The sequence below is a fragment of the Mycobacterium sp. genome, assembly GCF_040398885.1.
In the GTDB taxonomy this organism is placed as follows: domain Bacteria; phylum Actinomycetota; class Actinomycetes; order Mycobacteriales; family Mycobacteriaceae; genus Mycobacterium.
Genome location: NZ_JBBATF010000033.1, coordinates 1 through 22093, shown reverse-complemented (window position 1 = coordinate 22093; position 22093 = coordinate 1). Strand labels below are relative to the sequence as shown.

Here is a 22093-nt window from a genome sequence, read left to right as displayed (position 1 = left end):
TGGTGTTCACCAGCTTCTCGATCAGCCTGGTCTACCAGTTCTGGATCCACACCGAGCGGATCGGGACACTGCCGCGTCCGGTCGAGTTCCTGTTCAACACCCCGTCGCACCATCGGGTCCATCACGGCATCGACCCGGAGTATCTGGACCGTAACTTCGGCGGCATCCTGATCATCTGGGACCGGATGTTCGGAACCTTCCAGCCGGAACTGTTCCGGCCGCACTACGGACTGACCAAGCCGGTGAACAGCTTCAACGTCTGGACCCTGGAAACCCACGAGTACGTGGCGATCGCACGTGACGTGCGTTCGGCCTCGCGTTGGCGGGACAGGCTGGGCTACGTCTTCGGCCCGCCGGGGTGGGAACCGGAGCCGACCGGCCGCGCGCCGGCCGGCTCGGCGGCTGCGGCAAGCTAGAGCGATGGACGTCCGCGAGACCAGGCTGCCCGGCGTGGGGCTGCGTTACGAGTTCGAGAACCGCGACGGGGAACGGATCGCGGTGATCGCCCGCCGGGGCGGGGACTTCGAGGTGTTCGTCTGCGCGGTGCCCGGCGACCCGGACAGCGCCCGGCGGGTGTTCCGGCTGACCGACCGGGAAGCCGACGCGATGGCCCAGATCCTCGGTGCGCCGAGGATGGTCGAGGGATACGCCGACCTGACCAAGGAGGTGCCGGGGCTCAGCGCCGGTCAGGTGATGGTGAACGCAGGCTCCCGCTACGCCGGACGCCCGCTGGGTGACACCAAGGCCCGCACCCGAACCGGCGCCTCGATCGTGGCGATCGTGCGCGGGGACCGGGTGCTGGCTTCGCCGGGTCCGGCGGAGCCGCTGGACGCCGGCGACGTCCTGGTGGTCATCGGCACCGACGAAGGCATCGCGGCGGTCCGGCAACTCGTCGACCAGGGTTGACCCATGGCTGTTTCGGCACCCCTGCTCTTCGAGCTCGGTGCCATCCTCGTCGTGCTCACCGTCCTCGGCTCGGTGGCGCGGCGCTACGGGCTCTCGCCCATTCCGCTGTACCTGCTGACCGGACTGTTCCTCGGCACCGGCGGTGTGGCACCGGTGGACGCCGCGGCGGAGTTCGTCGAGACCGGTGCCTCCATCGGGGTGGTGCTGCTCCTGCTCACCCTGGGCCTGGAGTTCTCGGTGGGGGAGTTCTCCGAATCGCTGCGCCGTCACCTCCCCTCGGCGGCCGTCGACCTGGTGCTCAACGCCGTGCCGGGCGCGGTGGCCGGCCTGCTGCTGGGCCTCGACGCCGTCGGCGTCGTGGCGATGGCCGGAATCACCTACATCTCGTCGTCCGGAGTGATCGCACGGCTGCTCGGCGATCTGAACCGGCTGGGCAACCGGGAGACCCCGGCGGTGCTGTCGGTGCTGGTGCTCGAGGATTTCGCCATGGCGGCCTACCTGCCGGTGCTGACCGTCCTCGCGTCCGGCGGCACCGCGCTGGAGGCACTGCTGTGGACCGCGGTGGCAGTCGGCGCGCTGGCGCTGGCATTCCTGGTCTCCTCCCGGTGGGGCCACCACGTCGGCCGGGTGCTGGGCCACCCCGAGGACGAACAACTGTTGCTCAGGATCCTGGGGCTGACGCTGATCGTCTCGGCTGTCGCCGAGCACCTGCACGCCTCGGCGGCCGTCGGCGCCTTCCTGGTGGGCCTGACCCTGACAGGTCCCACCGCCGACCGCGCCCGCACGGTGCTGACCCCCTTGCGCGACCTGTTCGCGGCGGTGTTCTTCGTCGCGATCGGGCTGACCGTGGCCCCGGCCGACCTGCTGCCGATGCTGCCGTTCGCCCTGGGACTGGCCGCGGTCACCGCGTTCACCAAGGTCCTCGCCGGCGCGTACGCCGCCCGCCGGGAGGGCGCCGCCCGGGCCGGTCAGCGCCGGGCCGGCGCCGCACTGATCGCCCGCGGCGAATTCTCCCTGGTGATCATCGGACTGGTCGGAACCGGTGCCGGGGCGCTCGGCGCCGTCGCGACGCCCTACGTCTTCATCCTGGCGATCGCCGGTCCGGTTCTCGCCCGCTTCGCGCGCTGAGCGCGTGTCACGATGACACTGTGAGCATCGTCTTCGATCGGGGCATCGACCACGATCTGGTCAGTGCGGCGTTGGCGCCGGCGGTCTTCGGATCCATGTGGCTGGACCCGCAGGTGTCAGGTGATCGGCCGGAGTTCCCGCCGATGCCCGGACCGGCGTCCTGCGACCTGCTGGTGGTCGGCGGGGGGTACACCGGGCTGTGGGCGGCGCTGCACGCCGCTGACCGCAACCCCGGCGCAACCGTGGTGCTGATCGAGGGCCGGCGGGTGGGCTGGGCGGCGTCCGGGCGCAACGGCGGCTTCGTCGACGCCAGCCTGACCCACGGCGCGCGTAACGGGAAGACGCGTTGGCCGAGGGAATTCGATGAACTCGAGCGGCTCGGCACGGCCAACCTCGACGGGATGCAGGCCGACGTCGAGACGCACGGCATGAAGGTGGACTGGCAACGCACCGGCATGCTGGCCGTGGCCACCGAACCGCATCAGGTCCGGTGGCTGCGTGAGGCGGCCGAAGGCGGTCAGGGTGTGTACCTGAACGCCGAACAGGTTCGGGCCCGGCTGGATTCGCCCACTTATCGCGCCGGTCTGTTTTCGGCGGACTCGTGCGCGATCGTGAACCCGGCCCGCCTGGTGTTCGAATTGGCAAGGGTCTGCGCCGAGAAGGGCGTGCGGATCCACGAGCACACGCCCGCCCTCCGGGTGCGGCGCGAGGGTTCGCGGGTTTCGGTGCAGACACCGGTCGGCCCCGTCACGGCCGCACGGGTCGTCCTGGCCACCAATGTCTTTCCCAGCCTGCTGCGCCGGAACCGGCTGCACACCGTCCCGGTCTACGACTACGTGCTGGGCACCCAACCGCTGACCGGGGCGCAACTCGACCGGATCGGCTGGCGCGGGCGCGAGGGTGTCTCCGACACCGCCAACCAGTTCCACTACTACCGGCTCTCGGCCGACAACCGGATCCTGTGGGGCGGATACGACGCGGCCTACTACTACGGGCGCCGGGTCGATCCCGACCGGGAGGACCGCCCGTCGTCGTTCCGGAAGATCGCACGGCACTTCTTCATCACCTTCCCCGAACTGCAGGACGTCCGGTTCTCCCACCGGTGGTCCGGGCCGATCGACACCAACACCCGGTTCTGCGCGCACTGGGGGGTGGCGGGACGCGGCCGGATCGCCTACGTCAACGGATTCACCGGCCTGGGCGTCGGCGCGGCCCGGTTCGCCGCCGACGTGTGCCTGGACCTGCTCGACGGGCAGCCCACCGAACGCACCGAGCTGGAGATGGTTCGCCGCAAACCGTTGCCGTTCCCGCCGGAGCCCCTGGCCAGCGCGGGCATCCAGGTGACCCGGTGGTCCCTGGACCGCGCCGATCACCACGGCGGACGGCGGAACCTTCTGCTGAGGACACTCGACCGGATGGGGCTGGGCTTCGACTCCTGAAGCTCCAGTAGGCTCGCGGACGCCCGCCCGCACCGTGGGCGGATTCATCAGGAGGAGAAAAGCGTGGGAGACACACTCAACGCAGGACAGCAGCTGGGGCGGGGAGCCTCGCTCACGTCCAGCAACGGGGCCTACACCCTGACACTGCAGGACGACGGCAATCTGGTGCTGGCCGCGCGCGGGGAGGCCGTCTGGGCCACCGGCACCGACAACCAGGGCGTGGATCGCGCCGAGGTGCAGTCGGACGGCAACTTCGTGCTCTACGCCGGGGACACCCCGAAGTGGAACAGCGACACCCAGGGCAAGAAGGGCGTCCGGCTGGTCCTGCAGGACGACCGCAATGTGGTCCTGTACGCCGCCGACGGCCCCGCGTGGTCCTCGCGCACCGAGACCGACGCGCCGCCCCCGCCGGTCAAGGAAGAGGCCGTCGAGGCCCCCCCGGTGGCCCCGGTGGCCGTCGAGAAGAAGACCCACACCGTGGTGGAGGGCGACACGCTGTTCAACATCGCCAAGCAGTACCTCGGTGACGGCAACCGCTACCAGGAGCTGGCCCGGGCGAACAACATCGCCAACCCCGACCACATCGAGGTCGGTCAGGTCATCACCATCCCCTGACCTGCCCGGTCAGCGGGAGGGACGGGGCCGAAGATAAAGAGTCGGTAACGATCGGCCGAACAGGCCGATACACACCTCGACACGCAATTGCGGCCGCGTCGTTGACGGGCCGCCGACCGATCGAGGTGTATGGTGCCCGGTTTCCTTCGATCCGTCCCCCTCGGCGCGGCGGCGGTCGGGGCGGTGCTCACCGCGCTGTCCCCGGCCGCCGCGGCCGACGGCCACATCCAGGTCTTCCCGGGCATGGAGATCCGGCAGGGCACCACGGTGTGCACCCTGGGATTCGTCGACCCGGTGGCGCGGATCGGCTACTCGGCCGGTCACTGCCGCGGCAACGGCACGGTCACCGACCGCAACGGCCGGTTGATCGGAACGGTGATCGCGGCCCGCGACAACACCCCGAACGGGGCCGTCGTGCGGACCGATCAGGTGATCTCCGACTACGAAACCATCAGCCTGGCCCGGGAGGTCACGGTCAACCCGATGCTGCCCGGCGGCCGGCGCCTGGTGGTGGACCCGAACGTCGAACTGGCCCCCGGCCAGCCGATCTGCCACTTCGGCGTGGTGACCGGCGAGAGTTGCGGAACCGTGGAACGGGTCAACAACGGCTGGTTCACCATGACCAACGGCGTGGTCAGCCAGCGGGGCGACTCCGGCGGTCCGGTCTACACCCTGGCCGCCGACGGCGCCGCGGTGATCGCCGGCCTCTTCAACAGCACCTGGGGCCGGCTCCCGGCGGCGGTCTCCTGGAAGGCCACCGGCGAACAGGTCCGCCAGGACAACGGCGCCGCCGTCGTCAACGTAGCCGCCGGCTGAAACTAGAACGTGTTCTCGCCGGCCGATATCCTCGACGGGTGAGCGGGCTGGACATACCGGCGGTCGTCGACGCCTCGGCGGTCGGCGACGACGTCGACTACGGCGACGTCGTCGACGTCGTGGTGATCGGCTTCGGCATCGCGGGGGGCTGCGCCGCCGTCTCGGCCGCGGCCGCCGGCGCCCGCGTCCTCGTCCTGGAGCGGTCCGCCGCCGCCGGCGGCACCACGTCGCTGGCCGGCGGCCACTTCTATCTCGGCGGGGGCACCGCGGTGCAGCAGGCCACCGGCCATCCCGACAGCGCGGAGGAGATGTACTCCTACCTCGTCGCGATGTCGCGGGAGCCTGAGCACGACAAGATCCGCGCCTACTGCGAGGGCAGCGTCGAACACTTCGACTGGCTCGAGGACCTCGGGGTGCACTTCGAGCGCAGCTACTACCCGGAGAAGGCGGTCATCCAGCCCGGCACCCAGGGCCTGATGTACACCGGAAACGAAAAGGTATGGCCCTTCAAGGATCTCGCGACGCCCGCGCCGCGCGGGCACAAGGTTCCGGTCCCGGGCGACACCCAGGGCGCGGCCATGGTGATCGACCTGCTGCTCAAACGCGCCGCCGAACTGGGGGTGCGGATCCGCTACGAGACCGGCGCGACGAACCTGGTCGTCGACGACGGCGGCGCGGTGGTCGGGGTGTCCTGGAAGCACTTCGGCGACACCGGAACCGTCCGGTCCGGGGCCGTGGTGATCGCCGCCGGCGGTTTCGTGATGAACAAGGACATGGTGGCCGCCTACACCCCGGAACTGGGGGAGAAACTCTTCGTACTGGGCAACACCTACGACGACGGCCTGGGCATCCGGTTGGGCGTCTCGGCCGGCGGTGCGACCAAGCACATGGACCAGGCCTTCATCACCGCCCCGGCCTATCCGCCGGCGGTACTGCTCACCGGGATCATCGTCAACAGACTCGGGCAGCGATTCGTCGCCGAGGATTCCTATCACTCGCGCACCTCGGGCTTCGTGATGGACCAGCCCGACGGGGTTGCCTATCTGATCGTCGACGAGCAGCATCTGCAGCGCCCGGAGTTCCCGTTGATCAAGTTCATCGACGGCTGGGAGAGCGTCGAGGAGATGGAGTCCGCCCTCGGCATCCCGGCCGGAGAGCTGGTGGCCACTCTGGATCGCTACAACGCCCATGCGGTCGCCGGCGAGGATCCCGACTTCCACAAGCAGCCGGAATTCCTTGCCGCACAGGACAACGGACCGTGGGCGGCGTTCGACCTGTCGCTGGGCAAGGCGATGTACTCCGGCTTCACCGTCGGGGGGCTGGCCACCGATGTGGACGGTCGGGTGCTGCGGGCCGACGGTGAACCCATCCCCGGCCTTTACGCGGCCGGCGCGTGTGCCTCCAACCTGGCCCAGGACGGCAAAGGGTATTCCAGCGGGACGCAGTTGGGCTCGGGTTCGTTCTTCGGCCGGCGGGCCGGCACCCACGCGGCCGCGGTGGCGAGGAAGGGCTGGACCCCGACCGGCTAGACCCCGACCGACTTGCAGTCGCGGTCCAGTTCCCACCTTCCCCCGCCGAGCAGTCGCAGGTGATGGTCGTGGTGCTGCCTCACCGTCGCGCGGTGGGTCACCGACACCATGATGCTGTCGGGCAGTCGCTCGCCCAGCATCCGGTAGATCGCGAACTCCTGCCCCTCGTCGATCGCCGAGGTCGACTCGTCCAGGAAGATCAGACTCGGTCTCTGCAGCAGCACCCGCGCGAAGGCGATGCGCTGCTGCTCGCCGGGGGAGAGCACCTTGGACCAGTCCTGAACCTCGGTGAGCCGGGTGGCCAGATGGCCCAGCGCGACCGCGTCCAGTGCGGCGGCGAGTCTCCCGTCGGGGATGGTGCATTCCCGGTCCGGATAGGACAACACCGCACGCAGGTCGCCGAGCGGCAGGTAGGGGACCTGGGACAGGAACATCGCCCCGCCGTCGCCGTCGCCGTCGCCGTCGCCGTCGCCGTCGCCGTCGCCGTCGACGTCGGGCCGCCGCAGGGTTCCGGTGGCGTAGGGCCACAGCCGGGCGATGCTGCGCAGCAGGGTGGTCCGCCCGCACCCCGACGGCCCGGTGATCACCAGGGACTCGCCGGCCTCGAGTCGCAGGTTCAGTCCCCGCAACAGGATCCCGCCGTGCGGGTCGTGCACTTCGACGTCGCACAACTCCAGCGAGCCGTCGTCGCTGTGTTCGGCGGCCAGGCGCGGAAGTTCGCGGGCCTGCTGGTCGGCGGCCACCAGTCCGTCGAGCCGGATGATCGTGGCCCGGTAGGAGGCGAAGGAGTCGTACACCGCACGGAAGAACGACAGCGAGTCGTGCACGCTGTTGAAGGCGCTCGCCGACTGCGTCACGTCGCCGAAGCTGATCTGGCCGGAGAACAGGCGCTGCGCCTGCACCACCAGCGGCAGCGGGTTGATGATCTGACTGATCGTCTGGTTCCAGCCCAGCAGGCCCAGGGTGCGCACCACATACCCGCGGTAGTTGGAGATGATCGCGGCGAACCGGGCTCGCAGGACGGACTTCTCGGCCTCCTCGCCGCGATAGAAGCTGATCGACTCGGCGGCGTCGCGCATCCGCACCAGCGCGTAGCGGAAGGCGGCGTTGGTCAGTTCGTTTCGGAAGCTGAACAGGATCAGCGGCCGGCCGATCCAGAACGCGATCACCGTGGTGGCGAAGACGTACAGCAGCGCGATCCAGAACAGCGCATGTCCGAGGGTGAACCCGAGGAACGTCAGCGGCCCGGACAGGTTCCACAGGATCGGTGTGAACGCCACCACCGACACCATCGCGTTGATCGCACCGAACAGCAGGGTCGTCGTGGTGCCCGCGGTGGGGGTGTTGATCCCGGTCCCGGTGCCGGCGGTGAAGGCGTCGATGTCGAGTTGGATGCGCTGATCGGGGTTGTCGATCGGGTCTTCCAGGAACCGGCCGCGGTAGAACGACTCGTCATCGAGCCAGTCGGCGGTGAGCCGGTCGGTCAGCCACACCCGCCACCGGATGATGAAGTGCTGAGTCAGGTAGATGTCGAGCATCTGCCGGCTGACGTAGAGGGCGGCGATCAGGCCGAAGGTGACGATGGCGGCCCAGAAGCCGCGCACTCCCGAGTCGGCGACGGCCGCGTTGCCGGCCCCGAAGCCCTCGAAGGCCACCTGCAGCGACGAGTACAGGTCGTTGGCCTGATAACTGAGCAGCACGTTGAGTCGCACCGTGATCAGGGTCAGGAACAGCAGCACCCCCAGCCATCCCCACACCCGGGCGCTGCCCGGACCGCGGAAATAGCCGCCGGTCACTCGCCAGAACTGGCGGCCCCACCCGGTGTGGCGGGCCAGCAGCATCAGCACGACGACGGTGACCACGGCGGTGATCAGCCAGGCCTTGGCGGTCCACAGCAGCGATTGCGGTATCTCGTCGACCCAGTCCAGCGACGGCTGGTACATCTCCATCGGCCCTCACCTCCGCCCTCGCGGCACAGCATTTCACCGGTGCCGTCAGACCGGTGCCGGTTCGCCCCCCCTGACCCGGCCCAACCGCCAGGCGCCCTCGCCGAGCAGTTCCAGATGCTGCTCGTGGTACCGGTCCACCGTCGGCCGGTGGCTGACACTGACCACGATGGTGTCGGGCAGTTCGGTGCGGACCAGGTCGTAGACCGCGTACTCCAGGCCCTCGTCCAGGGCCGAGGTGGCTTCGTCGAGGAACACCACCTTCGGCCTAGTGAGCAGAATCCGGGCGAAGGAGACCCGTTGCTGCTCGCCCGGGGAGAGCACCTTCGCCCAGTCCTGCTCCTCGTTCAGCCGCGAATTGAGATGTGTGAGGGCGACTTTGGAGAGTGCTCGCTGCAACTCCTCGTCGCCGATCGCGCCGGCCGGGGAGGGATAGGACACCACCGTGCGCAGATCGCCCAGCGGCACGTAGGGCAGTTGGGACAGGAACATCGTCTGGTGGCCGTCGACCGGACGGGTCACCGTTCCGGTGGTGTAGGGCCACATCTGGGCCAGGCTGCGCAGCAGCGTGGTCTTGCCGGACCCGGAGCGCCCGGTGACCACCAGGGTGTCCCCGGGGTCCAGCCGCAGATCCACCGGGTCGAGCAGTTGGGCCCCATCGGGTGTGCGGACCTCGACGCGGTTGAGTTGCACCGATCCGTCCTGGCTGGGCAGGGTCTCCAGGCTGGGCATCGCGGAGGCGCCGGCGTTGGCCTCGACCAGTCCGTGCAGACGGATGATCGCGGCGCGGTAGCCGGCGAACTGGTCGTAGGCGTTCCGGAAGAACGACAGCGAGTCGCTGATGTTGGAGAACGCGCTGGCGGACTGGGTGACGTCGCCGAAGTCCATCTCGCCCCTGAACAGCCGGGGAGCCTGGACGACGAGGGGCAGCGGGGTGATGATCTGGCTCATCGCCAGGTTCCATCCGGTGAATCCCAATGTGCGCCTTACGAATCGACGGTAATTGGCGATGATGCCGTCGAACCGTTTTTTGAGGATGCCTCGTTCGGTGGCCTCCCCGCGATAGAAGCCCACCGCTTCGGCGGCGTCGCGCAACCGCACCAGCGCGTAGCGGAACGCGGCGTTGGTCAGCTCGTTGCGGAAGCTCAGCCGGATCAGCGGACGGCCGATCCAGAACGCCACCACCGACGCGAAGAAGACGTAGGCGAACGCCACCCAGAACAGCGCCCGATCGAGGGTGAGGCCGAACAGCGACACCGGACCGGAGAGGTTCCACAGGATCGGCACGAAGGCGATGACGGTGCAGACCGAGGAGATGGCCCCGAAGATCAGCATGGAACCGGTTCCGACCGTCGGCGTGTTCGGGCTGCTGCCCACCCCGGTGGTGAACACGTCGATGTCCTGCTGAATACGCTGATCCGGGTTGTCGGTGTCGGAGGCGGTGAACCGGCCCCGGTAGTACGAACGGTTGCTCAGCCAGTCGCCGGTCATCCGGTAGGTGAGCCAGGTGCGCCAGCGGATGATGAACCGCTGGGTCAGGTAGATGTCGAGCATCACCTGGCTGATGTAGATGGTGGCCAGGATTCCGAAGATGCCCAGCGCGCTCCAGAAGCCGCGGACGGCGTCGCGCCCCATGGCCTCCTCACCGGCGCTCCTGGCCTGGAAGGCCACCTGCAGCGAGGTGTAGAGGTCGTTGCTGAAATAGCTGAGCAGAACGTTGATCCGCACCGAGATCATCACCGAGAGCAGCAGGACGGCGAGCCAGATCCAGACCTTCACCGCGTCGCGGCCCTTGAAGTAGTCGCCCGTGATGCGCCAGTACTGCCGCCCCCAGACGGTCAGCCGGGCCAGCAGGAACAACACGACCAGGGTGAGCGCCGCCGCGACGGCCCAGTACCGCAGAATCCAGACCATGGACGGGATGAGCTCGTTTCCCCAGTCCATCGATGGTGTGTACGGCTCCAACGCGATCTCCTCACCTGCAGGGCGTTCCCGGCGAAGTTACCCCAGCGCTGGTTACGCTGGGGCCATGGGGACAGATACCGTCCACGCCGGCCGGCTGATCGCCCGGCGACTGCGGGCCAGTGGCATCGACACGGTCTTCACCTTGTCCGGCGGCCACATTTTCCCGATCTACGACGGCTGCCGCAGCGAGGACATCCGCCTGGTCGACACCCGGCACGAGCAGACGGCCGCGTTCGCCGCCGAGGGATGGTCCAAGGTGACCCGGATTCCCGGGGTGGTGGCCCTGACGGCGGGTCCGGGTGTCACCAACGGCATGAGCGCGATGGCCGCCGCGAGCCAGAACCATTCGCCGCTGCTGGTGCTGGCCGGCCGCGCTCCGGCGCTGCGCTGGGGGATGGGCTCGCTGCAGGAGATCGACCATCTGCCCTTCGTCGCGCCGCTGGCCCGCTACGCGGCCACCGCCGAGTCCGCGGCCGCGGCCGGCGACCGGGTGGATGACGCGCTGCGCGCCGCGGTGGGGACACCGTCGGGGGTCGGGTTCGTCGACTTCCCGATGGACCACCTGTTCGCCGAGGCGGTCGACCGCGGCGAACCGGGCGCGCTGACCGAACTGCCGACCGGGCCCCGCGCCGACGGCGCCGCGCTCGACCGTGCGGTGGCGTTGCTCTCCCGGGCCCGGCGGCCGGTGATCATGGCCGGTACCGACGTGTGGTGGGCCCACGCCGAAACCCAGTTGCTGCGGATGGCGGAGAAACTGCGAATTCCGGTGCTGGCCAACGGGATGGCGCGCGGCATCGTCGGCGCCGACCACGACCTGGGCTTCTCCCGGGCCCGCTCGGCGGCGCTGTCCCAGGCCGACGTCGCCCTGGTGGTCGGCGTGCCGATGGACTTCCGATTGGGCTTCGGCGCGGTGTTCGGCCCGCAGACCGAACTGATCGCGGCCGACCGCCGCGAACCCGACCGCGATCCGCCCCGCGCGGTGGCCGCCGGGCTGTACGGCGACCTGGCAGCCACCCTGACCGCCCTGGGCGACGCCGCCGGCACCGACCACGAGGACTGGATCGGCCGGTTGCGCACCATCGAGACCGAAGCCCGCGCCGCCGAAGCCGCCGAGCTGGCCGAGGACCGCACCCCGCTGCACCCGATGCGGGTCTACGCCGAACTCCTGCCGCTGTTGGACCGCGACGCGATCATCGTCATCGACGCCGGGGACTTCGGCTCCTACGCCGGCCGGGTGATCGACAGCTACACCCCGGGCGCCTGGCTGGACAGCGGCCCGTTCGGCTGCCTGGGTTCGGGTCCGGGTTACGCGCTGGCCGCCAAGCTGGCCCGGCCGGACCGTCAGGTCGTGCTGCTGCAGGGCGACGGCGCGTTCGGCTTCTCCGGTATGGAGTGGGACACGCTGGTCCGGCACGGCGTGCATGTCGTGTCGGTGGTCGGCAACAACGGCATCTGGGCCCTGGAGAAGCATCCGATGGAGATGCTGTACGGCTACTCGGTGGTCGCCGACCTGCGCCCGGGCACCCGCTACGACGCGGTGGTGCGCGCGCTGGGCGGCCACGGCGAACTGGTCAGCAGCCCGGGCGAACTGCGGCCCGCGCTGCGGCGCGCCTTCGAGTCCGGACTGCCTGCCGTGGTGAACACGCTGACCGACCCGACGGTGGCCTACCCGCGGCGCTCCAATCTGGCCTGACGACCGGGCGGTACCGTTGACCTGTGGCTAGAAGCTCCTCGAAGACCCCCAAGACCGAGACCCCCGGCCAGGGCCGGCTGAGCCGCGGGTTCTGGCGGCTGCTCGGCGCCTCCACCGAGCGGGTGAAGGCCCAGACCATGGCCGAGGTGGAAGCCTCGGCGCAGTTCGACGAGAAAGCCCGGGGGCTCGACGACGGGCAACTGGCCAAGGCCGCCCGGCTCCTCGAACTCCGGGACCTGGCCGACTCCGCCGACATACCGCAGTTCCTGGCCATCGCCCGGGAGGCCGCCGAGCGGGCCACCGGACTGCGGCCGTTCGACGTGCAGTTGCTCGGCGCGCTGCGGATGATGGCCGGCGACGTCGTCGAGATGGGCACCGGCGAGGGCAAGACGCTGTCCGGCGCCATCGCCGCGGCCGGCTACGCGCTGGCCGGGCGGCGCGTCCACGTGGTGACCATCAACGACTACCTGGCCCGCCGAGACGCCGAATGGATGGGCCCGCTGATCGAGGCTCTCGGGCTGACCGTCGGCTGGATCACCGAGGACTCCACCCGCGAGCAGCGCCGCGTCGCCTACCAGTGCGACGTCACCTACGCCTCGGTCAACGAGATCGGCTTCGACGTGCTGCGCGACCAGTTGGTCACCGACGTCGGCGATCTGGTCTCGCCCGATCCCGACGTCGCCCTCGTCGACGAGGCCGACTCGGTCCTGGTCGACGAGGCCCTGGTGCCGCTGGTGCTGGCCGGCACCACCCACCGCGAGACCCCCAAGGTCCAGATCGTCCGCCTGGTGGGCGATTTGACCGCCGGCGTGGATTACGACACCGACGCCGACAACCGCAACGTCCACCTGACAGAGACCGGCGCGCAGAAGGTGGAGAGGGCGCTCGGCGGGATCGACCTGTACTCCGAGGAACACGTCGGCACCACGCTGACCGAGGTCAACGTCGCCCTGCACGCGCACGTCCTGCTGCAGCGCGACGTGCACTACATCGTCCGCGACGGCGCCGTCCAGCTGATCAACGCCTCCCGCGGCCGGATCGCCGCCCTGCAGCGCTGGCCCGACGGTCTGCAGGCCGCCGTCGAGGTCAAGGAGGGAATCGAGACCACCGAGACCGGCGAGGTGCTCGACACCATCACCGTCCAGGCGCTGGTCAACCGTTACGCCACGGTGTGCGGGATGACCGGGACCGCGCTGGCCGCCGGCGAGCAGTTGCGCCAGTTCTACTCGCTCGGCGTCTCACCCATCCCGCCGAACACCCCGACCGTCCGGGAGGACGAGCCCGACCGGGTCTACATCACCGCCGGCGCCAAGAACGACGCCGTCATCGACCACATCATCGAGGTGCACGCCACCGGACAGCCGATCCTGGTCGGCACCCAGGACGTCGCCGAATCCGAGGACCTGCACGAGCGGTTGCTGCGCCGGGGCCTGCCGGCGGTGGTGCTCAACGCCAAGAACGACGAGGAGGAGGCCCGCGTCATCGCCGAGGCCGGAAAGCTGGACGCGGTGACGGTCTCCACCCAGATGGCCGGCCGCGGCACCGACATCCGGCTGGGCGGGTCCGAGGCCGAGGACGACTCCCCGGAGAAGCTGCGGGTCGCCGGACTCGGCGGCCTGCACGTCATCGGCACCGGCCGGCACAACACCGAGCGGTTGGACAACCAGTTGCGCGGCCGCTCCGGCCGGCAGGGCGACCCCGGCTCGACGGTGTTCTTCTCCAGCTGGGAGGACGACGTCGTCGCCGCCAATCTGGAGAACCCCAAACTGCCCACCGAGTGTGACGAGACCGGCCGGATAACCAGCCCGAAAGCCACCCAGCTGCTCGACCACGCCCAGCGGGTGGCCGAGGGCCGGCTGCTGGACGTGCACGCCAACACCTGGCGCTACAACCAGCTGATCGCCCAGCAGCGGGCCATCCTCGTCCAGCGGCGCAACACCCTGCTGAGCACCGCGGCCGCCCGGGAGGAACTCCGGGAACTCTCCCCGGAGCGTTATGACGAACTGGCCCGAAGCCTGCCTGAGCCGGAAGAGGACCTGGAGCGGATCTGCCGCGACATCATGCTGTACCACCTCGACCGCGGGTGGGCCGACCACCTGGCCTACCTGTCCGACATCCGGGAGAGCATCCACCTGCGGGCGCTGGGCCGGCAGAATCCGCTCGACGAGTTCCACCGGCTGGCCGTGGACGCGTTCACCCACCTGGCCGCCGACGCCATCGAGGCCTCGCAGCAGACCTTCGAGACGGCCAACGTGCTCTCCGGCGAACCGGGACTTGACCTGTCCAAGCTGGCCCGCCCGACCTCGACGTGGACCTACATGGTCCACGACAACCCGATGCGGGACGACACGCTGTCGGCGCTGAGCCTGCCGGGGGTGTTCCGCTAGGTTCATCGGCATGCAAGGCCGGGTGCTGACTATCCCCAACGTACTCAGCGTGATCCGGCTTGCGCTGTTGCCGGTGTTCGGCTACCTGCTGCTGGCACGGCACTCCCACGGCCCGGCGGTGGCCATCCTGATTTTCAGCGGCGCCTCGGACTGGGCCGACGGCAAGATCGCCCGCCTGGTGGCCAACCAGTCCTCCCGGATCGGGGAACTGCTCGATCCGCTGGTGGACCGGGTCTACATGCTGGCCGTCCCGCTGATCATGGCACTCGCCGGTGTGGTCCCGTGGTGGCTGCTCGGGCTCCTGCTGAGCCGCGACGCGTTGCTGGCCGCCACGTTGCCGGTGGTGCGCAGACGCGGGGTGGTCGCGCTGCCGGTCACCTACATCGGCAAGGCGGCGACGTTCGCGCTGATGTCCGGTTTCCCGCTGATCCTGTTGGGGCAGTGGGACTCCGGCTGGGGCCGGGTGGCGTCTGCGATCGGGTGGGCCTTCGTGATCTGGGGCGCCGGGATGTACCTGTGGTCGGCGGTGCTGTACCTCGTCCAGGCGCGCATGGTGGTTGCGCGGCTGCCGAGAGTGCGCCCCGGCGCCGCCTGAATATACGCTCTACGGCGTCAGAGAGCGCCGCGTCCGGCCAGACAAGAGGAGCACCGTGAGCGAAGTCCCCGCCGATCTGCGTTACACCGCCGAGCACGAATGGATCCGCCGCACCGGCGACGACACCGTCCGGGTCGGCATCACCGATTTCGCGCAGTCCTCGCTGGGCGACGTGGTCTACGTCCAGTTGCCGGCGGTCGGCGCGACGGTGGCCGCGGGGGAGTCGTTCGGTGAGGTCGAGTCCACCAAGTCGGTCTCGGACCTCTACGCACCGCTGTCGGCGACGGTGGTCGCCGTCAACGCCGAGCTCGAGGGCAGCCCCCAGCTGATCAATTCGGACCCGTACGGCGACGGCTGGCTGGTGGAGCTTCGGGCCGATTCCGCCGGCCTCGACCAGGGCTGGGCGGCGCTGCTGGATCCGCCGGCCTATCAGGCGACGCTCGGCTGACCAAATCTGCTGGAATATCTGCTGGAATGTTGTTGCTAGGGTGCGTGCCGGCCGGTTGATCCTGCGGTGGTCGGGACACCGGCGACCGGTGAACGGTACGGTCGAGTCAAGCGGCGGGGCAGCGAAGGTAGGAGTGTGAGTGACGCAGAAGGACTGGCAGTCGGGGACCGGCGAGGGCTCGGACGAGCTGACCGTCGAGACGACCTCGGTGTTCCGCGCCGACTTCCTGAATGACCTCGAGACCCCGGCCGGCGAGCCGGCGGTGTCCGGCGTCGAGGGTCTGCCCTCGGGCTCTGCCCTGCTGGTCGTCAAGCGGGGACCCAACGCCGGTTCGCGCTTCCTGCTGGACCAGCCGACCACGTCGGCGGGCCGGCACCCGGACTCCGACATCTTCCTCGACGACGTCACGGTCAGCCGCCGGCACGCGGAGTTCCGCGCCGACGGCGGCGAGTTCCAGGTGGTCGACGTCGGCAGCCTCAACGGGACCTACGTCAACCGGGAGCCGGTGGACTCGGCCGCCCTGTCCAACGGCGACGAGGTGCAGATCGGCAAGTTCCGCCTGGTGTTCCTGACCGGGCCGCGATCGGCCGGCGGCGAAGAGAGCCCGTGACCGCGCCCGACAGTCCCGCACCGCCCGGAATGTCGATCGGCGCGGTGCTGGACCTGCTCCGGCCGGACTTCCCGGACGTGACCATCTCCAAGATCCGGTTCCTGGAGTCCGAGGGGCTGGTCACGCCGGACCGCAGCCCGTCCGGCTACCGGCGGTTCACCGCCCACGACTGCGCCCGGCTGCGCTTCGTCCTGACCGCGCAGCGTGACCAGTATCTGCCGCTGAAGGTGATCAAGTCCCAGCTCGACGCCCAGCCCGACGGCGAGCTGCCGGCCTTCCCGTATCCGGCCCCGCGGCTGGTCCCGGTGGGCGAGGACGGCGCGCCGGACGGCGGGGCCGGCGCCCCCAAGCCGGTTCGGCTCAGCAGGGAGGACCTGCTCGCCCGGTCCGATGTGCCATCGGCGCTGATCACCGCGCTGTGCCGGGACGGGATCATCACCACCGGCCCCGGAGGGCTCTTCGACGAGCATGCGGTGACCATCGCCCAGTGCGCGGCCGCGCTGGCCGAGTACGGCGTGGAACCGCGGCACCTGCGCGCGTTCCGTTCGGCCGCGGACCGCCAGTCCGACCTCATCTCCCAGATCGCCGGTCCGGTGAGCAAGGCGGACCGCACCGGCGCCCGCGACCGGGCCGACGATCTGGCCCGCGAGGTCGCGGCGCTGGCCATCACCCTGCACACCTCGCTGATCAAGTCGGCGGTGCGCGGCGTGCTCGACCGCTGAGGACGCCCGACGCGATGCGGGGACGGCGTCCCGCGGAGAAGTCGGGCGATCGGGACTAGACTCCGTAGGTGTCTGCGAAGGAGCGGTGGACGCGAGTTGGGCGGAGGTCCGCGGATGGCTGAGGTACGCGTCGTCGGGGTTCGTTTCGAACACCCCGCCAACCAGTCGGTTCTGTTGCTCCGCGAGGCCGCCGGCGACCGGTACCTGCCGATCTGGATCGGCCAGGTCGAGGCCAACGCGATCATTCTCGAACAGCAGGGCGTCGAGCCGGCCCGCCCGCTGACCCACGACCTGTTCCGGGATGTGATTGGCGCCCTTGGGCATTCGTTGCGGGAGGTGCGCATCGTCGACCTCCAGGAGGGCACCTTCTACGCCGACCTGGTCTTCGACAACGACGTCCGGGTTTCGGCCCGCCCGTCCGACTCGGTGGCCATCGCGTTGCGGATGGGCGTGCCGATACACGTCGACGAGGCGGTACTCGACGAGGCGGGTCTGCTGGTCCCCGACGAGAACGACGAGGAGCCGGCCGGGGCGGTCCGCGAGGATGAGGTCGAGAGGTTCAAGGAGTTCCTCGACAGCATCTCCCCGGACGACTTCAAGGCCGGCTGACGCCTGCGGCGCATCACGGATGAGTCTCATCTGGGTCAATGGCTGTCCCGACACGCCAACGCGACACGCGGAGCCCGATTCGCGCTGCTCATAATTCCTGTGCGACTTGGGTTGTGGCAGAAGCCGTGACCGCCCCGTCGGCAGGCGTATGCTCAGGGCACTTGCGAGCACGACGCGGCCGGTGGGCGGCTGGCTGGAATGGCGGAAGGAATCATCGTGGGCGACGAGCCACGTCAGGAGCAGCTGGATTTCTCTGCTCCCCCCGCGCCGGTGGCGCCGGTGAGTCCTCCGGTGCAGGGCGGGCTCTTCCCCGATGACTCGGTGCCCGACGAACTGGTCGGCTATCGCGGCCCGAGCGCCTGTCAGATCGCCGGCATCACCTACCGGCAGCTGGACTACTGGGCCCGCACGTCGCTCGTCGTTCCGTCAATCCGCGGGGCCGCCGGTTCCGGCAGCCAGCGGCTCTACTCGTTCAAGGACATCCTGGTCCTCAAGATCGTCAAACGGCTTCTCGACACCGGCATCTCGCTGCACAACATCCGGGTCGCCGTCGACCACCTGCGGCAGCGCGGTGTGCAGGACCTGGCCAACATCACCCTGTTCTCCGACGGCACCACGGTCTACGAGTGCACCTCCGCGGAGGAGGTGGTCGACCTGCTGCAGGGCGGGCAGGGCGTGTTCGGCATCGCCGTCAGCGGCGCCATGCGCGAACTGACCGGCGCCATCGCCGATTTCCCGGGTGAGCGCGCCGACGGCGGCGAGGCGATCGCCGCGCCCGAGGACGAACTGGCCTCCCGCCGCAAGAGCCGCGACCGCAAGATCGGCTAGACTCGGGGGCGCATCGACCTCGTGCGGGAGAGTTCCGCGGCAGCCGGCCGCGGGCGCCGAAGGAGCAACACCTCTCCGTCAACCTCTCAGGCCCCCGGACCGCACCGGGTACCGATGCCTCTGGAAAGTGGTGCCCGTCTCGTCGGGCGCCCGCCCATGGGGAAAGGCGCCACAGCGCTGAATCTCTCAGGCACCGACGACAGAGGGAGAGGACGTCCACCGGTCAACGTCCGCCCCGAGGAGTGCCCGAAGTGCCCGAGAACACGTCTTTCGCCAGCCGCCACATCGGCCCCGACTCCGACGACCTCGCGGTCATGCTGGCGGTCATCGGCGTGGCCTCCCTCGACGACCTGGCGGCCAAGGCGCTGCCGGCCGGGATCCTCGACGCGCTGACCGACGAGGGCGTCGCCCCCGGACTGGAGTCGCTGCCGGCCCCGGCCGGCGAGCACCAGGCGCTGGCCGAACTGCGTGCGATGGCCGAGGACAACACCGTCGCCGTCTCGATGATCGGCCAGGGCTACTACGACACGCTGACCCCGCCGGTGCTGCTGCGCAACATCATGGAGAACCCGGCCTGGTACACCGCCTACACCCCCTACCAGCCGGAGATCAGCCAGGGCCGGTTGGAGGCCCTGCTGAACTTCCAGACGATGATCGCCGACCTGACCGGCCTGGACATCGCCAACGCCTCGATGCTCGACGAGGCCACCGCGGCCGCCGAGGCCATGACGCTCATGCACCGGGCGAGCAGGGGCTCGTCCGACCGGCTGGCCGTGGACTCCGACCTCTTCGGGGCCACCGCCGCCATCCTGGCGACCCGGGCCGAGCCGTTGGGCATCGAGCTGGTCACCGCCGACCTGCGCGACGGACTGCCCGACGGCGACTTCTTCGGCGTCATCGCCCAGACGCCCGGCGCCAGCGGCCGGATCACCGACTGGTCCGAACTCGTCGAGCAGGCGCACGGACGCGGTGCGCTCGTCGCGCTGGGTGCCGACCTGCTGGCCTGCACTCTGGTCGTCCCGCCCGGCGAGGTGGGCGCCGACGTCGCCTTCGGAACCGCCCAGCGGTTCGGTGTCCCGATGGGATTCGGCGGTCCCCACGCCGGCTACCTGGCGGTCCACACCGCCCACGCCCGCCAGTTGCCCGGGCGCCTGGTGGGGGTCTCCCAGGACGCCGACGGCGCGCCCGCCTACCGGCTGTCGTTGCAGACCCGCGAACAGCACATCCGCCGGGACAAGGCGACCTCGAACATCTGCACCGCGCAGGTGCTATTGGCGGTGATGGCCGCCATGTACGCCGGCTATCACGGTCCCGACGGTCTCACCGCCATCGCCCGCCGCGTGCACGGCCACGCCCGCGCCGTGGCCGCCGGACTGACCGCGGCCGGCGTCGAGGTGGTTCACGACGCCTTCTTCGACACGGTGCTGGCCCGCGTCCCCGGCCGGGCCCACGCCGTCCAGGACGCCGCCCGGAAGCGGGGTGTCAACATCTGGCGTCCGGACGCCGACCACGTCTCGGTGTCCTGCGACGAGGCCACCACCGAGGAGCATGTCGCGGCGGTTCTCGGGGCGTTCGGCGCGGTGGCCGCCGGGCCCTTCGGCGGACCCGAGATCGCCAGTCGCGCAACGGGATTCCTGACCCATCCGGCATTCCACCGGTACCGCACCGAGACCGCGATGATGCGCTACCTGCGGTCGCTGGCCGACAAGGACCTCGCGCTGGACCGGACCATGATCCCGCTGGGGTCGTGCACCATGAAACTCAACGCCGCCGCCGAGATGGAGGCCGTCACCTGGCCGGAGTTCGGCCGTCTGCATCCCTTCGCCCCGGCCGACGACGCGTCCGGCATGCGGCGGCTGATCGCCGATCTGCACCTGTGGCTGACCGGGATCACCGGCTACGACGCGATCTCCCTGCAGCCCAACGCCGGTTCGCAGGGCGAGTACGCCGGACTGCTCGCGATCCACGCCTACCACGCCGAACGCGGGGAGGCCCACCGCGACGTGTGCCTGATCCCGTCGAGCGCCCACGGCACCAACGCCGCTTCGGCCGCCATGGTCGGCATGCGCGTCGTGGTGGTCGGCTGCCGGGAGAACGGCGACGTCGACCTCGACGAACTGAAGGCCAAGATCGCCGAACACGCCGGGAACCTGGCCGCGCTGATGATCACCTACCCGTCCACCCACGGCGTCTACGAGCACGACATCGCCGAGATCTGCGCCGCCGTCCACGATGCCGGCGGTCAGGTCTACGTCGACGGCGCCAACCTCAACGCCCTGGTCGGCCTGGCCCGGCCCGGCAGGTTCGGCGGCGACGTCAGCCACCTGAATCTGCACAAGACGTTCTGCATCCCGCACGGCGGAGGCGGCCCGGGGGTGGGCCCGGTGGCGGTGCGCGCGCACCTGGCCGCGCACCTGCCCGGCCACCCGCACGCCCCCGAACTGCCCGGCGGCGCGACGGTTTCGGCGGCGCCGTACGGATCGGCGTCCATCCTGCCGATCACCTGGGCCTACATCCGGATGATGGGCGCGGCCGGCCTGCGCCGGGCCTCGCTGGCCGCGATCGCCTCGGCCAACTACATCGCCCGTCGTCTCGACGAGTACTACCCGGTGCTCTACACCGGCGAGAACGGCATGGTGGCCCACGAGTGCATCCTGGATCTGCGGCCGATCACCAAGGCCACCGGCGTCACCGTCGACGACGTGGCGAAACGACTGGCCGACTACGGATTCCACGCCCCGACCATGAGTTTCCCGGTGGCCGGCACGCTGATGGTGGAGCCCACCGAGAGCGAGAGCCTGGCCGAGGTGGACGCCTTCTGCGAGGCGATGATCGCCATCCGCGGCGAGATCGACCACGTCGGGTCGGGGGAGTGGCCGGCCGAGGACAACCCGTTGCGCAACGCCCCGCACACCGCCGAATGCCTGCTGACCGAGCACTGGGACCACCCCTACACCCGCGAGCAGGCCGCCTACCCGCTGGGCAAGGGATTCCGGCCCAAGGTGTGGCCGCCGGTGCGCCGGATCGACGGCGCGTACGGCGACCGCAACCTGGTGTGCTCCTGCCCGCCGGTCGAAGCGTTCGCCTCAGCGAGCGGTGGGGGCTAGGACAACCCCTGCGCGATCGCGCCGGCCAGGTCGGGGGAGTCCGAACGGGGGACCTCCAGGTACCTGCCGCCGGACAGTTTCGCCACCGCCTCCCAGGTCGGCCGATCGGGGTCGCCGCCGAAGTCGATCACGTTGACCGCGACCGGCCGCGCCGGATCCTGCAAGCCCTTGAGGGCGTCCAGCAGGCCCGGGCCGTCCAGGCTCAGGTCGGTGTGCGGGCCCTGGGTGATGATCAGCACCGAGTTCTGTTGTCCCGGTTGGTGACCGGCCACCGCGGCGCGGTACGCCTCACGCAGGGTGGTGAAGGACAGGCCACCCCCGCTGGTCGGTGTCGTGTTGTCCAGCACGCCGGTGATCGCGGCCGAGCGCGGGCCGGGGCCCACCGGTTCGGACAGCGGACCGGTGGACACGGCGGGTGCGCTGTCGATCTTGTTGAAGGTCCACAGCCCGACGGCCGCGTTGGGGGGAAGTGCGTTGATCCGGTCCCGCAGAGCGGAGGTGACGTTGTACAGACGCGCCTTGCCGCCCTCGACGCCGGTGAGGCCCTCGTTGAGCACCACGGTGGTCGTCCCGCCGGGAGACGGGCTGACCAGGCCGGCGACCGCCGCGCGCAGCCCGTCGTCCGCGGCGGGGAGGGCGGCGGCCATCGTCGGAAACCCGACGACGTCATTGCCCTCCGGGCTGACGCCCTCGGCGCGGAAACCGGCCTCGGCGAGGGCGGCCAGCTGGTCCTTCTTGCGGAGGAACCGG

Annotated in this window: 19 protein-coding genes and 1 riboswitch; of the genes, 16 read left to right on the top strand and 3 right to left on the bottom strand. The window is 70.1% G+C overall.

Annotated features, from left to right (window positions below):
• From ADBZ5U_RS05210 to ADBZ5U_RS05180, 7 genes are all read left to right on the top strand, one after another.
• Positions 1-416, top strand: a 416-nt coding sequence (locus tag ADBZ5U_RS05210; protein ID WP_526263076.1) for a sterol desaturase family protein, incomplete at its 5' end; no start/stop codon positions are given.
• A 4-nt stretch (positions 417-420) separates the two neighbouring features.
• Complete coding sequence (locus tag ADBZ5U_RS05205) at positions 421-906, top strand: cation:proton antiporter regulatory subunit (protein ID WP_526263074.1); 486 nt, start codon at positions 421-423, stop codon at positions 904-906.
• A 3-nt stretch (positions 907-909) separates the two neighbouring features.
• Positions 910-2034, top strand: a complete 1125-nt coding sequence (locus tag ADBZ5U_RS05200; RefSeq protein ID WP_526263072.1) for a cation:proton antiporter — start codon at positions 910-912, stop codon at positions 2032-2034.
• 20 nt (positions 2035-2054) lie between these two features.
• The gene (locus ADBZ5U_RS05195; RefSeq protein ID WP_526263070.1) at positions 2055-3473 is read left to right on the top strand and encodes an NAD(P)/FAD-dependent oxidoreductase; all 1419 of its coding nucleotides are present in this window, start codon (positions 2055-2057) and stop codon (positions 3471-3473) included.
• 63 nt (positions 3474-3536) lie between these two features.
• Positions 3537-4088, top strand: a complete 552-nt coding sequence (locus tag ADBZ5U_RS05190) for a LysM peptidoglycan-binding domain-containing protein (RefSeq protein WP_526263068.1) — start codon at positions 3537-3539, stop codon at positions 4086-4088.
• A 129-nt stretch (positions 4089-4217) separates the two neighbouring features.
• On the top strand, positions 4218-4904 hold the full coding sequence (locus ADBZ5U_RS05185; RefSeq protein WP_526263066.1) for an Rv1815 family serine proteinase: 687 nt from the start codon (positions 4218-4220) through the stop codon (positions 4902-4904).
• 47 nt (positions 4905-4951) lie between these two features.
• Entirely contained in the window at positions 4952-6433 is a 1482-nt protein-coding gene (locus ADBZ5U_RS05180) for an FAD-binding protein (protein WP_526263082.1), read from the top strand.
• Here the strand turns inward: ADBZ5U_RS05180 and ADBZ5U_RS05175 are convergent.
• Positions 6430-8382: an ABC transporter ATP-binding protein/permease gene (locus ADBZ5U_RS05175; protein WP_526263064.1), complete on the bottom strand. Its 1953-nt coding sequence runs from the start codon at positions 8380-8382 to the stop codon at positions 6430-6432. The genes ADBZ5U_RS05180 and ADBZ5U_RS05175 overlap by 4 nt on opposite strands.
• A gap of 45 nt (positions 8383-8427) precedes the next feature.
• Positions 8428-10350, bottom strand: a complete 1923-nt coding sequence (locus ADBZ5U_RS05170) for an ABC transporter ATP-binding protein/permease (RefSeq protein ID WP_526263080.1) — start codon at positions 10348-10350, stop codon at positions 8428-8430.
• 58 nt (positions 10351-10408) lie between these two features.
• Here ADBZ5U_RS05170 and ADBZ5U_RS05165 point away from each other — a divergent pair, with 58 nt between their 5' ends.
• The 9 genes from ADBZ5U_RS05165 (at position 10409) to gcvP (ending at position 21343) form a co-directional block, all read left to right on the top strand.
• Positions 10409-12037, top strand: coding sequence for an acetolactate synthase (locus ADBZ5U_RS05165; RefSeq protein WP_526263062.1), 1629 nt, complete (start codon positions 10409-10411; stop codon positions 12035-12037).
• 23 nt (positions 12038-12060) lie between these two features.
• Positions 12061-14424, top strand: coding sequence for an accessory Sec system translocase SecA2 (secA2, locus tag ADBZ5U_RS05160; RefSeq protein ID WP_526263060.1), 2364 nt, complete (start codon positions 12061-12063; stop codon positions 14422-14424).
• Between the two features lie 10 nt (positions 14425-14434).
• Positions 14435-15019 (top strand): CDP-alcohol phosphatidyltransferase family protein, encoded by a 585-nt coding sequence (locus ADBZ5U_RS05155; RefSeq protein WP_526263058.1) that lies wholly within the window; start codon positions 14435-14437, stop codon positions 15017-15019.
• 55 nt (positions 15020-15074) lie between these two features.
• Positions 15075-15467, top strand: coding sequence for a glycine cleavage system protein GcvH (gene gcvH / locus ADBZ5U_RS05150; RefSeq protein WP_526263056.1), 393 nt, complete (start codon positions 15075-15077; stop codon positions 15465-15467).
• A 139-nt stretch (positions 15468-15606) separates the two neighbouring features.
• Entirely contained in the window at positions 15607-16077 is a 471-nt protein-coding gene (gene garA / locus ADBZ5U_RS05145) for a glycogen accumulation regulator GarA (RefSeq protein WP_526263054.1), read from the top strand.
• Positions 16074-16799: a transcriptional regulator FtsR gene (gene ftsR / locus ADBZ5U_RS05140; protein ID WP_526263052.1), complete on the top strand. Its 726-nt coding sequence runs from the start codon at positions 16074-16076 to the stop codon at positions 16797-16799. Before garA ends, ftsR begins: the two co-directional genes overlap by 4 nt.
• Before the next feature lie 114 nt (positions 16800-16913).
• On the top strand, positions 16914-17408 hold the full coding sequence (locus tag ADBZ5U_RS05135; RefSeq protein ID WP_526263050.1) for a bifunctional nuclease family protein: 495 nt from the start codon (positions 16914-16916) through the stop codon (positions 17406-17408).
• A gap of 216 nt (positions 17409-17624) precedes the next feature.
• Complete coding sequence (locus ADBZ5U_RS05130; RefSeq protein WP_526263078.1) at positions 17625-18236, top strand: MerR family transcriptional regulator; 612 nt, start codon at positions 17625-17627, stop codon at positions 18234-18236.
• A 14-nt stretch (positions 18237-18250) separates the two neighbouring features.
• Positions 18251-18348: riboswitch (glycine riboswitch) on the top strand.
• 139 nt (positions 18349-18487) lie between these two features.
• Positions 18488-21343: an aminomethyl-transferring glycine dehydrogenase gene (gcvP, locus tag ADBZ5U_RS05125; RefSeq protein ID WP_526263048.1), complete on the top strand. Its 2856-nt coding sequence runs from the start codon at positions 18488-18490 to the stop codon at positions 21341-21343.
• Here gcvP and ADBZ5U_RS05120 read toward each other — a convergent pair.
• A partial coding sequence (locus tag ADBZ5U_RS05120) for a vWA domain-containing protein (RefSeq protein ID WP_526263046.1) occupies positions 21340-22093 on the bottom strand: 754 nt, incomplete at its 5' end. The two genes, gcvP and ADBZ5U_RS05120, sit on opposite strands and share 4 nt — an antisense overlap.